Genomic DNA, 13,453 nt, shown 5'->3' with positions numbered 1-13,453 from the left:
ACCGTCCTTCATCCTTACATCCGCAGGTTCGTTGGCTGCTCTCTGTCACCCCGGTCACATACTGATGTATGCTCACGGTGTGCCTTCGTTTGCCGCCTGCCTGCAAACAAAATGATTTTGAACACCGTCCTTCATCCTTACATCCGCAGGTTCGTTGGCTGCTCTCTGTCACCCCGGTCACATACTGATGTATGCTCACGATGTGCCGCATATCAGGATAAAAAAAGGCAGCCGTTTGGCTGCCTGACAGAAATAAGTGCCGGATTAACCCAGGATACGGGCTAATTCCTGACTGACTTCGCTTACCGGACGGGTGCCGTCAATACGGTTGTATTTCACGTCACTCATCTGAGCTTCTTTCTGATAGTACTCAATCAGTGGTGCAGTCAGCTGATGGTATTCCACCAGACGCTTACGGACGGTTTCTTCCTGATCATCTTTACGGATGGTCAGCTCTTCACCGGTCACGTCGTCTTTATTTTCTGTCTTCGGCGGATTGTATTTTACATGATACACACGGCCTGAGCCTGCGTGTACGCGGCGGCCGATAATACGGTCAACGATAATGTCATCCGGAACATCGAATTCCAGAACGAAATCAACGGTGATGCCGGCTTCTTTCATTGCATCTGCCTGCGGAATGGTACGCGGGAACCCGTCCAGCAGGAAGCCGTTACGGCAGTCATCCTGTTTGATGCGCTCTTTAACCAGTGCGATAACTAATGCGTCAGTCACTAATTTGCCGTTGTCCATCAGTTCTTTTGCCTGGAGACCCAATTCACTGCCGGATTTCACTGCTGCACGCAGCATGTCACCCGTCGAGATCTGAGGGATCCCGTATTTTTCCATGATAAACTGAGCCTGAGTCCCTTTACCGGCGCCCGGAGCGCCGAGCAGAATAATACGCATTGCGTAAACCCCTTGCTGGTTGCTTTTTTATAATTCGGATAAAAACAAGCTACCATACCATTTGTCAGGGTATGGACTCAAGAAAAGCGGGGAAACTCTCCCGTTCGTTTTTACTGATTTCAATGAAAAAACCACATGATTATCATGAAATCATGTGGTTTTTAAGCGGGTTATGCACGATTGCGCTCACCCGGCGCGGGAACGCCTGTTTTTAGCCTAATAACAGACTATTCATCCGGGATACGAATTCATTCGGATCTTCCAGGGTTCCGCGTTCAACAAACAGTGCCTGATCGAGCAGCAGATTGATCCAGTCGGCAAAGCGGCTTTCGTCCTGCTGCTCTGCGGCCAGTTTCACCAGCGGATGCTCCGGGTTCAGCTCAAAGTTGTATTTCACTTCCGGTGCCTGCTGACCGGCAGCGGCAAACAGTTTCGCCATCTGCGTACTCATATCATCCGCATCAGTGGTCACAATCGCCGGCGTTGACGTCAGACGGTGTGTCAGTTTCACTTCTTTCACACGATCACCGAGCAGTGTTTTCACGCGATCAATAAACGGCGCCAGCTCTTTGTCTGCTTCTTCTTTCGCTGCCGGATCTTCATCCGCCAGTTTTTCCAGCGATTCATCCGCCTTGCTGACAGACTGGAAGGTTTTACCATCAAATTCATTGAGGTAATTCATCATCCACTCATCGATGCGATCGGAGAGCAGCAGTACTTCAATGCCTTTCTTACGGAATAATTCCAGATGCGGGCTGTTTTTCGCCGCTGCATAGCTGTCTGCGGTGATGTAGTAAATCTTTTCCTGACCTTCCGCCATGCGGGAAACATAATCCGCCAGGGAAACGGTCTGTGCGGAGCTGTCTTCTTTCGTGCTGGCAAAACGCAGCAGTTTGGCGATCAGTTCCGCATTGGTGCTGTCCTCACCCGGGCCTTCTTTCAGAACCAGGCCGAACTGCTGCCAGAAAGTCTGGTATTTTTCAGCGTCATTGTTCGCCAGTTTCTCCAGCATCTGCAGAACACGTTTGGTCAGTGCACTGCGCAGGCTGCGGGTCACGGCGCTGTCCTGTAAAATTTCACGGGAGACATTCAGCGGCAGATCATTCGAATCTATCAGACCGCGCACAAAGCGCAGGTAGTTCGGCATGAACTGTTCCGCATCATCCATGATAAAGACGCGCTGGACATACAGGCTCAGGCCGCGGCGCTGGTCGCGGTGCCACAGGTCAAACGGCGCCACAGACGGGATATAGAGCAGGCTGGTGTACTCCTGCTTCCCTTCCACGCGGTTATGCGCCCATGTCAGCGGATCAGCGAAATCATGGGAGAGATGCTTGTAAAACTCATTATATTCTTCATCACTGATGTCGTTCTTATTGCGCGTCCACAGTGCCTGAGCTTTGTTGATTTTTTCCCAGATGACAGTACCGTCTTCTTCATTTTTGCTTTCGATTTCCACCGGCAGCGCAATATGATCGGAATATTTGCCGATAACCGAGCGCAGACGCCAGTCATCCAGGAACTCATCTTCCCCCTCACGGAAATGCAGGGTGATGTCAGTACCGCGTGAATCCTTATGGGTTTTGGCGATAGAGTAATCCCCTTCCCCTTCGGACTCCCAGAACACCGCCTGGTCAGACGGTACACCCGCCGCACGGGTGATAACAGTAACTTTGTCCGCCACGATAAAGGCAGAATAGAACCCCACCCCGAACTGGCCGATCAGCTGGCTGTCTTTTGCCGCATCGGAGCCGAGTGATTCCAGGAATGCTTTGGTGCCGGATTTGGCAATCGTACCGAGATTGTCGATGACTTCATCGCGGGTCATCCCGATACCGTTATCACTGATGGTCAGCGTACGCTTTTCTTTATCAGCGGACAGGCGGACATGCAGATCACCATCGTTCTCATACAGTGAACTGTCGGATAAGGCACGGAAACGCAGCTTATCGGCCGCATCAGAGGCGTTGGAGATAAGCTCGCGCAGGAAAATTTCTTTGTTGGAATAAAGTGAGTGGATCATTAACTGCAGAAGTTGTTTTACTTCTGACTGAAAACCACGGGTTTCTTGTTCTTGCAGACTCATGAATAACCTCAGACTGACTTATCAACGAAAAAAAACAGGATAAAAATCAGGTGGGGCCGGTCTTCAGATTTTCAAGGCAAACGGGGAATTTTTTGTGACAATTCTGAGGGAAAGTGACAGACGGCACAGGCCGTCTGTCCGGATAACAGGCAGAAACCGCCGTCAGTAATCGCTGTTGTAACGGATTTTCTGACGCCCGGCGATGGAGTGAGACAAGGTTGTGCCATCCACCATTTCCAGCTCGCCCCCGACCGGTACGCCGTGAGCGATACGGCTGGCTGAAACATCATACTGCGCGCACATTTCCGCAATATAATTGGCCGTCGCTTCCCCTTCCACTGTCGGATTGGTCGCCAGGATCACCTCATTGAGGGTTTCCTGAGACAGCCGCTCCTCCAGTTTATCCAGCCCGATATCAGCAGGACCGATGCCGTCCAGCGGCGACAGGTGTCCCATCAGCACAAAGTAACGGCCGGAGAACTGCCCTGTCTGCTCGATAGCGTGGATATCCGCAGGGCTTTCCACCACACAGATAAGGCCGGTCTGCTGACGGCGCGGATTGGCACAGATAGTACACTGCTCCTGCTCGGTAAAGGTCCGGCAGTCGCGGCAGTGGCCGATTTCCGACATCGCGCGGGTCAGCGCCTGCGCCAGACGCATGCCGCCGCTGCGGTCACGCTGTAACAGCTGAAACGCCATACGCTGGGCCGATTTCGGCCCGACGCCCGGCAGACAGCGCAGGGCGTCCATCAGTGCTTCAAGAAGCGGACTGGTTTGCATCAGAACGGCATCTTAAAGCCCGGCGGCAGCTGCATTCCGCTGGATACTGACGCCATTTTTTCTTTCTGGGTTTCGTCGATACGACGTGCGGCATCATTAAATGCGGCAGCAATCAGATCTTCGAGCATCTCTTTGTCATCTTCCATCAGGCTTGGATCGATTTCCACGCGGCGGCAGTTATGTGCGCCGTTGATAGTGACTTTAACCAGGCCCGCACCGGATTCACCGGTGACTTCCGTATTTGCAATCTCTTCCTGCATCTGCTGCATTTTATCCTGCATTTGCTGGGCTTGTTTCATGAGATTGCCCAAACCGCCTTTACCGAACATAGTTTTCTCTCTTTGACTAAATTGCGTATTCCAACGCAAGGTGGTTAAACAGGCCGGATACTCTCTTCATCCAGTTCCGCATCAAAAAAGGTCAGCAGAGTCTGAATGGTTTTATCCGTCACAATGGACTGACGCGCCTGCGCCAGCATCTCTTCATAGATAGCCTGCCGCCATTCCAGCGGCGTTTTTATGCTGACATCATCATCTTCACAAATAGTGAGACTGATAACTTTACCATAAAGTTCACTCAGTGCATCACTCAGCATACTGTGTGCTGATTTTGAATTCAGGTGGCGCTGGGAGGAGCGCAGATGCAGACAGATACTGTCTTCACCGGTCTGTTCTTTCACTGCATTCAGCGCCAGCTGCTGCACCAGTTTCGGCAGCTGCATTTTATCAATATCTGCCGCCCATGCATCACGTTCACGGGCAGCAACAGCGAGTTTTTCAGCCACTTCCGGCGTTTTTTCATGCTCGAGGGCTTTTTTGATATCTTTCGGTCGTGTAACCGGAGCCTTTTCTTCCGGTTCATCCTGTTTCTGCGGACGCCACTGATACGGCTGCGGTTTACCGGATGCTTTCGGCTGCGGTGCAGACGCAACATGCCCCCGGCGGTTTTCAGTCACGGCAGCGAGTCGCTCCAGTGCTGAGTTCGCCGGTTTAACCTTATCTGTTAAGGTAACCGGCTCAGACTTTTTTGACGGCGGAGTCTCCTGCCGGTTCAGCGCATCACGGGCTTTCAGCAACTGGGCAGTCGGGCTGTTCTCCGTTTCCGGTGACATCACCGGCGGCGGTGTGCTGCGTGCCGGTGCAGCCGGTTCCGGTGTCTGCGGCTGTGACGGTAAAGAAACCGGTGCCACGGACGGCGCGGTGATCACTTCATCAATCACATTACGCGGATGGAATGCCAGCGCGCGCAGCAGCGCCATTTCAGCGCCCATTCGTCTGTCCGGGGCATACGGCAGCTCTTTGCGGCCGACCAGCAGTGTCTGATAATAGAGTTGCAGATCTGCCGGGGCAATAGCCCGGGCCAGGATACGAAGACGCTCTTCTGTCACACCGGCAGCACTGTTTTCCTGTACCGGCAGCAGTTGCAGCATGGCAATTTTATGCAGCGCAGCCAGCATTTCTGTCAGCAGATTATCCCAGTCCGCGCCCCGTGATGCGGCATCATTCACGCCGTTCATCACCTGAACGCCATCCCCTTTTACCAGGGCTTCCAGGATAGTGAGGGGCTGCTCGTCGTCGAGAGTGCCGAGCATCTGCGTGACCACGTCCGTGGTCACTTTTCCGGCACCAAGTGCAATCGCCTGATCCGCCAGACTCAGCGCATCACGCATACTGCCGTCGGCGGCACGGGCCAGTAACAGCCGTGCGCGGGCATCGTTTTCAATCTGTTCGGCAGTCAGAATAGTATCAAGCTGCTGACTGATCTGATCCACATCCAGCGCTTTAAGATGAAACTGTAAGCAGCGGGATAAAATTGTCACCGGCAGCTTTTGCGGGTCCGTTGTGGCCAGCAGGAATTTGACGTGCTCCGGCGGCTCTTCCAGGGTTTTCAGCAGCGCATTAAAGCTGTGACGGGAGAGCATGTGGACTTCATCGATCAGATAAACTTTGAAACGCCCGCGTGACGGGGCGTACTGGACGTTATCCAGCAGTTCACGGGTATCTTCCACCTTGGTGCGCGACGCGGCATCGATCTCAATCAGATCAACAAACCGCCCCTGCTCAATTTCCAGGCAGTTCTGGCATTTGCCGCACGGCGTGGCGGTGATGCCCTGCTCACAGTTAAGACCTTTGGCAAACAGGCGTGCAAGAGTGGTTTTCCCGACCCCGCGGGTGCCGGAAAAAAGATAGGCGTGGTGAAGCCGCTGATGTTCCAGCCCGTTTGCGAGCGCTGTCAGAACATGCTGCTGACCGATAACCTGTGAAAATGTTTGTGGTCGCCACTTACGGGCAAGGACTTGATAGCTCATGGATTCCGCAGAGAGTGAACATGATTTTCCATCATGCTACCACAGCCTCACCATAATGGGCGAGGCTGAGTTTGCGTTTAATACAGGGGAAAGACTCAGCCGCCGGCATATTCCAGCAGGCAGAAGCTGTGCACACCTTCCGCTTCAAGGCGTTCGGCGCCGCCGAGATCCGGCAGGCCGATAATAAAGGCGGCTTCATGCACTTCACCGCCCAGGCGGCGGATCAGGCGGATAGTTGCGTTCACGGTACCGCCGGTGGCCAGCAGGTCATCGACAACCAGCACACTGTCACCACTGCTGATGCTGTCTTTGTGCATCTCCAGTGTGTCAGTGCCGTATTCCAGATCATAGGTCTCGCTGAGGGTATCACACGGTAATTTCCCTTTTTTGCGGACCGGTACAAAGCCGACACCCAGACGTAACGCAACCGGTGCGCCGAATAAGAATCCACGGGCTTCAGTGCCCACGACTTTGGTGATCCCTTTGTCTGCGAAATGCTCCACCAGCATATCAATCGTCAGACGATATGCTTCCGGATTGGCCAGTAATGTGGTGATGTCGCGAAACAGTACCCCTTCCTTAGGATAGTCAGGGATAGTCCGGATACTTTCTTTAATAAATTGCAGTTGTTCAGCAGTTGCGCTCATAATAGGTGCCATAGAGATAACACGAAACCTCAGAATCTATGCAAATCAGGGGAAAATTGCAACCGTATCCCGTGACTTTGCCGATTATTTGTTGTTTTATATCAAACAGACTAAAAAATGCTCCTGTAACTATGATCTTCAACAACGATCCCGGGCACATTTCACTGAGGCGGATAATGAACACCAGACAATTGTTACAGGCGCTGCGGCAGAAAATCAGCGTACTGGAAACACAGATTGCACCGATAGCGGATCGGGAACTGAGCCAGCGCCGCTTCGATGATACCCTGTTCGCCGCCCGTAATAAAACCCTTCGCCTCTGTATGGATGAATTACTGCACCATACTGACCAGCTTGAGCAGTGCGCGGATGAGAACCGGGCAGAACAGGTGCGCTTCCTGGCCGAAAAAATTGTCGCCCAGATTGCGGCACTGAATCGCGAGGCCGCCACACAGTCACTGCGGCAGAAAGAACAGGGCTATGTGAAACGGGACAGTCAGGTGGATCTGTATCAGCGCCTGGCACAACATCAGGATTATGAACGCCGTCTGGCGCAAATGACCGATGACCGTGAACTGGCTCTCGGCCGCGCACAGACCTTTGCCGAACAGCAAAAAATCCAGAAAGAACTGGCGGCGCTGGCCGGACGCCTTGTCCGCTGCCGTCAGGCTTTACAGCGCATTGAACGGCAGATTGAACGCCACGACGGCACCGAATTTTAATCAGACAGCGGATATCCCATGAGTCTTGAAAATGCCCCCGATGAGGTAAAACTGGCGGTCGATCTTATCTGCCTGCTGGAAGAGAACCATATCCCGGCCGAAACCGTGCTCGCGGCGTTACAGATTGTCCGCCGCGATTATGAAAACAAACTGCGCGATACTGATGGTGATCAGGCCGGCTGAACGCCGTCATCCTTCTCTTTTCCCTGTACCTGCACTTCTTTGCCGCTGTTCTGATCGTGGAGATACACTTCCAGCTGGTTGAAGGCGATATTGATATCGTTTTCACGCGCCATCCGGTCAATAGCACGGTTCACTTCATCGGTGGTGGCACTGCGGTCGCCGATGGTGCGCACATAGAAACGCAGCTGGTGGTCGAGACTGCTGGCACCAAACTCCGTGAAATACACGCCCGGCGCCGGGTCGGTCATCACTTTCGGGTTATCCGTGGCCGCTTTCAGCAGAACCTCTTTCACTTTCGCCAGATCTGAACCGTAAGCCACCCCGACATTAATCACAATCCGCGTTACCGTATCGGAGAGCGACCAGTTGGTCAGGCGCTCGGTCATAAAGGCTTTGTTCGGGATAATGACCTCTTTGCGGTCAAAATCAATTACCGTGGTTGCACGGATGCGGATCTTGTTAACTGTCCCTGAGAAGGTGCCGATAGTGACAGTATCGCCGATACGGATCGGGCGTTCGAACAGAATAATGATACCCGAGACAAAGTTAGCGAAGATCTCCTGTAACCCGAAGCTGAGGCCGAAGGTCAGGGCTGCCGCCAGCCACTGTAATTTACCCCACGACACCCCGAGGGTTCCGAATGCGGCAATGGTTCCGATCCCGACAATCAGGTACGTCAGAATAGTGGTGATGGCATACGACGTCCCCTGACGCAGTGAGAGCCGCGAAAGCACAAGAACTTCCAGCAGACCGGGGAGGTTGCGCATCATTATCCAGGATACCACCACAATCAGCACCGACAGAATCAGATCGCCGAGCGTGACCGCTTCCACCACATTCCCCAGCGTGGTATCCACGTTGTAATGCCACAGTGTGATACTGTCGAAGAACGAGAAAATAGTAATAAAATCAGACCATATTCCGTAGAATGCGGCGGCAAAGACAATAAACAGCACCATGGATGTCAGGCGCAGAGACTGCTGGTTAATCAGCTCCATCGACATCGGCGGCTCTTCCACAATCATATCCGGAACATCATCCCCGTCATGCTGTTCTTTAAGCTGAGTCTGCTGTTTCTGACGGCGGGCCAGCGCACGCTGATAGGTCAGACGCCGTGCCGCCAGTGCCAGGCCGCGCAAACTGGAATGATACACGATATACCACAGCAGCAGCAGATAGAGGCTGTCTATCCAGCGGCTGCTCAGGCGCAGTGCGGTGTAGTAATACCCCAGCCCGACCAGCACCACCAGCACCAGAGGGGAGAACGTCAGCAAGGTCAGCAGGACAGCCCGCACCAGGTGAGAGCCCTTTTCGCGCCAGATCTCAATGCAGAACGGCAGTGTGAAGATAAAGACAAATACCAGTGCCACCGGCACCACCAGCTGTCCGATCACATCGTCCACCAGACGCAGCGGGTATTCCATACCGTAAGCCGCCCACAGCATAATCGGCAGCAGCGGCAGAGCCAGGCGCAGCAGTCTGCGGCGGCCGATCCGGCAGATTTCCGGATCAATCCCGAAGTGTGTGACGGCGATCCCTTCCGGTTTCATAATCCGGTAACTCCACTCAAACAGCACCCAGAAGAGTGCCAGCTGGCGGGAGATAGTCCACATCAGCGCGGAATCCGCGCTGCCGGTTTTCAGACAGAAATACCCGAAAGCAATCACAAACAGCGAGGACGGCAGGGTTTTGATCAGCATCAGTCCCAGCGCCATCGGCGTGTAGATCTGACGGTCTTTTTTCAGCCGCCCGACATCGGCATTAATTTCAGCCAGTTTGGTATCTATATTCTTGGTACCGAAACGCAGCAGCAGTGCAATAATCAGCAGCGGAACGGTAATAAAGAGGGAATCGACAAAACCGTTGATCAGACTTTGCAGCGACCAGTTCAGATCCAGTGACGTCAGTTCCTGTTTGACGGCGCCCGGGAAGGACTGAAACCAGGCCAGGTTGACCGGTTTGTTACTGTTGACCCAGAAAATCTGCTGTGCGAGGGTTTTCTCCAGTGAGGCGACCACAGTCACGAGCTGAGTCTGATCCAGTTGCAGGTTAATCGCCTGGGAAATCTGATTACCCATCTGGGTGTTCAGCTGATCCAGCAGATCCTGGCGGACAGACACCACCTGTACCAGCGCATGCTTCTGTGCCCGCAGCTCTGCTTCCGTTTCCGGCATATCATGCGTTTTGGCATATTCATCAATCAGGGTGCTGACAAATTTGTCCGGCTGATAAAGATTGTCACGCTGCTGGTTAATTTCAAACTGCGCCAGGCGCATGTCCGCGATTCTGTCCGGTAAATCCTTAATCAGCAGATCCGGCGGCAAATCGATCTGCTCTTTAAACAGGATACGGGAGAGCAGCAGGCTGCCGCGCAGCACAGTAATCTGCTCTTTGAGATTGCGCTCGGATTGCAGCGCGCGGTCAAGAATACTGCGGACTTTGATGGTACGCTGCACCAGCTGGTTATTGTCTCGGGTGGCGGCGACCAGTTTTTCACTTAATTCATGGTTCAGGGCGATTTCACGCAGCACCAGCGGATCATCCCGCATATTGCGCTGGGTATCATCCGAGCTCTGTGCTTCTTTTGCCGCCTCTTCCGAATAATCCAGCCGTTTGCTGCTGACCGTTTCCTGAATCACATCGATATAGCTTTCCAGCTGTTTGATGTGTTCACCCACATAATCACGCTGCACCTGAAGCAGATTCTGTAATTGCGTATTCGACTGTAATGCACGCTTCTGATAATCAATCTGCTGCTGTAAGTAATACTGCTCCACCTGAAGAGACTCGATTTCAGTCGGCCTCAGTACTTTCTGAGCCGCCATAGAGTCATTCAGTTCAACACGGATTTGCTGTAAACGCTGCACATTGGCATACATGATATTCTGCGCGCGCTCCGGCTGCGTCTGGAGAGCAATCAGATCACTGTTATAAGAAGAGAGATTATTTTGTGCAGTCTGCAACGCTTCAAGAGTACTGTTAAGTTTCAGTTCCAGCTGTGAAAGCGGCAGACGCTCAACAGAGGCGCGGTAATCAGCCAGACCTTCATCCGTTAATGATTTAATCTGTGTTAATTTTTGTGTGACCTGTTCTGACAGACGCGGGGCTTCATCCACCCGCTTTTTCAGTTCCTGTGATTTTTCTTTGAGGGTATCCAGATTGTCATAAAATACCAGCGCCCGCTCCAGATCCTGCACGGACAATTTATCCGCAGCCGTCTGTTCTTTACGGTTATTCAGGGCATTCAGTTCAGTCTGGATTGTGTTACGGTCAGGAATCTCCTGAACGGCCGCCGCCGCACTGTTCTGAATAAGCACCGGCAACAGAAAGACAAAACAGGTAAAAAGACGGAGAAAAACCCGTCTCAGCAGACCGGAAGCCGGGACACGGCTGACTTGCTTCATCATAATATCCACTTGTATCTGCCCTTCCCCGGCTGTCCGTTTCAGACTATCTGATTAAAAAGTAATAATTTTTTCAGCATCAAGCGACCACTGCGCCAGTTCGGCCAGTGTGCCTATTTCCACCCCGTCCACCAGCGGAAGTTCAGAGATACCGCGGGCATCGGTGCAGGTTTTACACAGTTTAATTGCTGTTTTCTGTGCCAGCAGGATCTCCAGCATCTGTTTCAGGTTATAACCTTCTTTCGGCTGCTGACCGCGTAATCCGGCCACCACCGCATCCGACATCAGAAAAACATTCATCGGCACCTGACTGTCCTGCTCTTTAATTGCAATTGCCAGACGCAGTGCATTAAATAAAGATTCACTGCCATATGCAGCGCCATTGGCAATAATTAATACAGGCTTCATACATGATATCCTTAAGGTTAATATTATAAAATGTAAATCAGGCGTCTGCCGGCGTCAGCTGCATATTTTTACTGAACATTAACATATCCAGATAACCGTCAACCAAATATTCCGCCTGTCCGTCAATATTAAAACTCTCGCTGGAAAAGAGCCAGTTTTCTAACAGGCCGGTTATCATTCCGCGCAGCATGATTGCCGCACGGCGCAGGTCGAGGGTTGACGGCAGCAGTCCCAGTGTCACACTTTCAATCAGGAAAGATTCAATTCTTGAGTATTCCGCAGCATATAAATTTTGTCTGATGGTAATTAATTCGCTCATTTCACCGGTAAATTCACATTTATGAAATGAAATACTCAGAATAGCCCGCATTTTGGGATCGGATACCACTGAGGTCAGAATGTAAATTAATATTTTCTTAAACACTAAAAGTGGATTATCCGGGTATTTTGCCCGATACTCTTGTTCAATAACGCCAATTTTTGTATCGGTTATCGAACAGACTTCAGTAAACAGATCAACTTTATTTTTGAAGTGCCAATAGATCGCACCACGGGTCACACCTGCTTGCTTAGCAATATCCACTAATGACGTCGCAGATACGCCCCGCTCACTGAAAGCGGTTAATGCGGCCTCAATAATCTGCCGGCGGGTTTCTCCGGCCTGCTGTTTAGTTTTTCGTGCCATGTAAGGCCTGTGTCATCTGAAGTTAATTTACATACATTCGTGTATGTTTGTATTATAGCACGCTGATTTATTAGTTAATCAACCATATTTACCGGTTAAAAATCGACATTTTATAGAGGTTTACTATGCGAAAAAACAGAGGCGTTCTACCTCTGGCTATGCTCGTTCTGTCCGGGAGCTTTCTGCTGTCCGGATGTGGTGAAGAGCAGAAGCAAGGGGGCGAAATGCCACCGCCGGACGTTAAAGTCGTTACACTGAAAGCTGCACCACTGACAGTGAGTACGGAACTGCCGGGACGAACTTCTGCATACCGCATCGCGGAAGTGCGCCCTCAGGTCGGCGGCATTATTTTAAAACGCAACTACAAAGAAGGAAGTGACGTCAAAGAAGGCGAATCGCTCTATCAAATCGATCCGGCTCCTTTTCAGGCTACGCTGAACAGCGCACAGGCTGAACTGGCCAAAGCCAAAGCGAATGCCGAACTGGCCCGCCTGACAGTGAACCGCTATAAACCGTTGCTGGGAACAAACTATATCAGCCGCCAGGATTATGATGAGGCGGTCTCCACGCATGCACAGGCTCAGGCTGCGGTTCAGGCTGCACAGGCTGCTGTTCAGACTGCGCAAATCAACCTGAACTACACCAAAGTCACCTCCCCGATTGCCGGTCTGTCCGGTAAATCAAACGTGACTGAAGGTGCATTAGTGGCAACGGGTCAGACCCAGCCGCTGACACTGGTTCAGCAGATTGACCCTATCTATGTGGATGTGACCCAGTCCAGTGATGATTACCTGCGTCTGAAACAAGAAATCGCCAGCGGTGCCGTGGATAAAGAACAGGGTAAAGTTGCTGTCAGCCTGGTGACGGCTGAAAACAAAGATTATACCCATAAAGGTTATCTGGAATTCTCCGACGTGACTGTCGATGAAACCACCGGCTCTATCACTATGCGTGCCGTGTTCCCGAACCCGCAGGAATCCCTGCTGCCGGGAATGTTTGTCCGCGCCCGTGTGGATGAAGGTGTCCGTCCTGACGCTATTTTAGTTCCGCAGGAAGGGGTTATCCGTACGGCCAAAGGCGGCGCAGTCGTTAACGTAGTCAACGCCAAAAATGAAATCGAAGTCCGTCCGGTCACTGTCGGTCAGTCTTACGGTAACAAATGGCTGATTACCTCCGGTGTGAACGACGGGGAGCGCGTGGTAGTTGAAGGCTTCCAGAAAATCAAAGCGGGTGCTGCCGTTAAGGCAACAGAAGCAGATTTAAATGCACAGCCGGCGGCTGCGCCGAAAAATACTGAATCTGCTCAGAAGTCCCAATAAGG

12 protein-coding genes are annotated in these 13,453 nt (G+C 52.1%); 3 read left to right on the top strand and 9 right to left on the bottom strand.

The window, feature by feature from the left end:
• Window positions 1-264: 264 nt before the first annotated feature.
• The 6 genes from adk to apt form a co-directional block, all read right to left on the bottom strand.
• The gene (gene adk / locus R5268_RS02060; protein WP_046893187.1) at window positions 265-909 is read right to left on the bottom strand and encodes an adenylate kinase; all 645 of its coding nucleotides are present in this window, start codon (window positions 907-909) and stop codon (window positions 265-267) included.
• A 211-nt stretch (window positions 910-1,120) separates the two neighbouring features.
• Window positions 1,121-2,995: a molecular chaperone HtpG gene (gene htpG / locus R5268_RS02055; RefSeq protein WP_052926555.1), complete on the bottom strand. Its 1,875-nt coding sequence runs from the start codon at window positions 2,993-2,995 to the stop codon at window positions 1,121-1,123.
• A gap of 162 nt (window positions 2,996-3,157) precedes the next feature.
• Window positions 3,158-3,775 carry a recombination mediator RecR gene (gene recR / locus R5268_RS02050; RefSeq protein ID WP_046893185.1) on the bottom strand — a complete coding sequence of 206 codons (618 nt, stop codon included), beginning with the start codon at window positions 3,773-3,775 and terminating at the stop codon, window positions 3,158-3,160.
• On the bottom strand, window positions 3,775-4,104 hold the full coding sequence (locus tag R5268_RS02045; RefSeq protein ID WP_015422952.1) for a YbaB/EbfC family nucleoid-associated protein: 330 nt from the start codon (window positions 4,102-4,104) through the stop codon (window positions 3,775-3,777). The genes recR and R5268_RS02045 overlap by 1 nt, the downstream gene beginning before the upstream one ends.
• A gap of 44 nt (window positions 4,105-4,148) precedes the next feature.
• Window positions 4,149-6,083: a DNA polymerase III subunit gamma/tau gene (dnaX, locus tag R5268_RS02040; protein ID WP_182105241.1), complete on the bottom strand. Its 1,935-nt coding sequence runs from the start codon at window positions 6,081-6,083 to the stop codon at window positions 4,149-4,151.
• A 95-nt stretch (window positions 6,084-6,178) separates the two neighbouring features.
• Complete coding sequence (apt, locus tag R5268_RS02035; protein ID WP_410795813.1) at window positions 6,179-6,742, bottom strand: adenine phosphoribosyltransferase; 564 nt, start codon at window positions 6,740-6,742, stop codon at window positions 6,179-6,181.
• Window positions 6,743-6,906: 164 nt separating this feature from the next.
• Here apt and priC point away from each other — a divergent pair, with 164 nt between their 5' ends.
• Window positions 6,907-7,452 (top strand): primosomal replication protein PriC, encoded by a 546-nt coding sequence (priC, locus tag R5268_RS02030; protein WP_046893183.1) that lies wholly within the window; start codon window positions 6,907-6,909, stop codon window positions 7,450-7,452.
• Window positions 7,453-7,470: 18 nt separating this feature from the next.
• Window positions 7,471-7,635 (top strand): pleiotropic regulatory protein RsmS, encoded by a 165-nt coding sequence (rsmS, locus tag R5268_RS02025; protein WP_218454528.1) that lies wholly within the window; start codon window positions 7,471-7,473, stop codon window positions 7,633-7,635.
• Here the strand turns inward: rsmS and mscK are convergent.
• Genes mscK through acrR form a run of 3 tightly spaced genes read right to left on the bottom strand, consistent with a single transcriptional unit; the run spans window position 7,623 to window position 12,132 of the window.
• Complete coding sequence (gene mscK, locus R5268_RS02020) at window positions 7,623-11,039, bottom strand: mechanosensitive channel MscK (RefSeq protein ID WP_410795815.1); 3,417 nt, start codon at window positions 11,037-11,039, stop codon at window positions 7,623-7,625. The two genes, rsmS and mscK, sit on opposite strands and share 13 nt — an antisense overlap.
• A gap of 54 nt (window positions 11,040-11,093) precedes the next feature.
• Complete coding sequence (locus R5268_RS02015; RefSeq protein WP_046893182.1) at window positions 11,094-11,447, bottom strand: DsrE/DsrF/TusD sulfur relay family protein; 354 nt, start codon at window positions 11,445-11,447, stop codon at window positions 11,094-11,096.
• A gap of 37 nt (window positions 11,448-11,484) precedes the next feature.
• Window positions 11,485-12,132: a multidrug efflux transporter transcriptional repressor AcrR gene (gene acrR, locus R5268_RS02010; RefSeq protein ID WP_107678489.1), complete on the bottom strand. Its 648-nt coding sequence runs from the start codon at window positions 12,130-12,132 to the stop codon at window positions 11,485-11,487.
• Between the two features lie 125 nt (window positions 12,133-12,257).
• Here acrR and R5268_RS02005 point away from each other — a divergent pair, with 125 nt between their 5' ends.
• Window positions 12,258-13,451: an efflux RND transporter periplasmic adaptor subunit gene (locus R5268_RS02005; RefSeq protein WP_166708462.1), complete on the top strand. Its 1,194-nt coding sequence runs from the start codon at window positions 12,258-12,260 to the stop codon at window positions 13,449-13,451.
• Window positions 13,452-13,453 lie beyond the last annotated feature (2 nt).

The sequence above is a fragment of the Morganella sp. BCCO 40_0007 genome, from assembly GCF_032989665.1.
Classification (GTDB): domain Bacteria; phylum Pseudomonadota; class Gammaproteobacteria; order Enterobacterales; family Enterobacteriaceae; genus Morganella; species Morganella sibonii.
Note: the sequence above shows the minus strand (reverse complement) of the source record. Positions and strands in the feature narration are given on the sequence as shown.

What these genes read in the sequence shown, in the direction of transcription:
- adk (WP_046893187.1), bottom strand. Translation starts at nt 909, where the DNA reads ATGCGTATTATTCTGCTCGGCGCTCCGGGCGCCGGTAAAGGGACTCAG.
- htpG (WP_052926555.1), bottom strand. Translation starts at nt 2,995, where the DNA reads ATGAGTCTGCAAGAACAAGAAACCCGTGGTTTTCAGTCAGAAGTAAAA.
- recR (WP_046893185.1), bottom strand. Translation starts at nt 3,775, where the DNA reads ATGCAAACCAGTCCGCTTCTTGAAGCACTGATGGACGCCCTGCGCTGT.
- R5268_RS02045 (WP_015422952.1), bottom strand. Translation starts at nt 4,104, where the DNA reads ATGTTCGGTAAAGGCGGTTTGGGCAATCTCATGAAACAAGCCCAGCAA.
- dnaX (WP_182105241.1), bottom strand. Translation starts at nt 6,083, where the DNA reads ATGAGCTATCAAGTCCTTGCCCGTAAGTGGCGACCACAAACATTTTCA.
- apt (WP_410795813.1), bottom strand. Translation starts at nt 6,742, where the DNA reads ATGGCACCTATTATGAGCGCAACTGCTGAACAACTGCAATTTATTAAA.
- priC (WP_046893183.1), top strand. Translation starts at nt 6,907, where the DNA reads ATGAACACCAGACAATTGTTACAGGCGCTGCGGCAGAAAATCAGCGTA.
- rsmS (WP_218454528.1), top strand. Translation starts at nt 7,471, where the DNA reads ATGAGTCTTGAAAATGCCCCCGATGAGGTAAAACTGGCGGTCGATCTT.
- mscK (WP_410795815.1), bottom strand. Translation starts at nt 11,039, where the DNA reads ATGAAGCAAGTCAGCCGTGTCCCGGCTTCCGGTCTGCTGAGACGGGTT.
- R5268_RS02015 (WP_046893182.1), bottom strand. Translation starts at nt 11,447, where the DNA reads ATGAAGCCTGTATTAATTATTGCCAATGGCGCTGCATATGGCAGTGAA.
- acrR (WP_107678489.1), bottom strand. Translation starts at nt 12,132, where the DNA reads ATGGCACGAAAAACTAAACAGCAGGCCGGAGAAACCCGCCGGCAGATT.
- R5268_RS02005 (WP_166708462.1), top strand. Translation starts at nt 12,258, where the DNA reads ATGCGAAAAAACAGAGGCGTTCTACCTCTGGCTATGCTCGTTCTGTCC.